This window comes from Arthrobacter sp. CMU6 (genome assembly GCF_059090205.1).
Genome location: NZ_JBNHFL010000084.1, coordinates 1 through 686, shown reverse-complemented (window position 1 = coordinate 686; position 686 = coordinate 1). Strand labels below are relative to the sequence as shown.

The window sequence follows — 686 nt, the reverse complement described above, 5'->3', positions numbered from 1 at the left end:
TCGTCCCGGTCCTCCTGGCTGGCGTTCTCCATCCCGGGGGCGAAATGCAGCGCGTAGTAGAGGACCGCCGGGATGATGCCCGCCGCCCCGTTGGTCGGGGCGGTGACCACCCGCCCGCCGGAGGCGTTCTCCTCGTTCACGGCCAGGGCAATCAGGTTCACCCACTCCTGCCAGTACTTCGGGTCCCGGTCCTTGTCCTCCTTCAGGAGCCGTTCGTGCCAGTCGGGGGCGCGCCGGCGGACCTTCAGTCCGCCGGGCAGCAACCCCTCCCGCTTCAGGCTGGTCTGCACACAGGCCTCCATCACCGAGTAAATGTGCAGCAGGCCTTCCCGGATCTCCTCCTCAGACCGGGACGCGCGCTCGTTGACCAGCATGATGTCCGCGATGGACAGGCCCTGGGCGCGGCAGTGCCCCAGCAGTTCCGCGGCGGTGCGGAACGGCAGCGGCAGCTCCTTCTTGGACTCCTCGAGCTCCTGCTGGGCCGCGTCCTCCTCGCCCTCGCGGACAATGAACCCGCCGCCCACCGAGAAGAACGTCGCCGCGTGCAGGACCTCCCCGGCGGCATCAAACACCGTGAACGTCATGCCGTTGGTGTGCCGCGGCAGAACCGTCAGCGGCCGCAGCACCATGTCCGCCACACCATAGGGCAGCGGAACCCCGTTCCCACCGCCAGCGCCAGCGCCGGC

Annotated in this window: 1 protein-coding gene; it reads right to left on the bottom strand. The window is 69.4% G+C overall.

The window, feature by feature from the left end:
* Positions 1–686 (bottom strand): L-serine ammonia-lyase, iron-sulfur-dependent, subunit alpha (locus AC5RWD_RS23155; protein ID WP_494022261.1); only part of this gene is annotated, 686 nt, incomplete at both ends.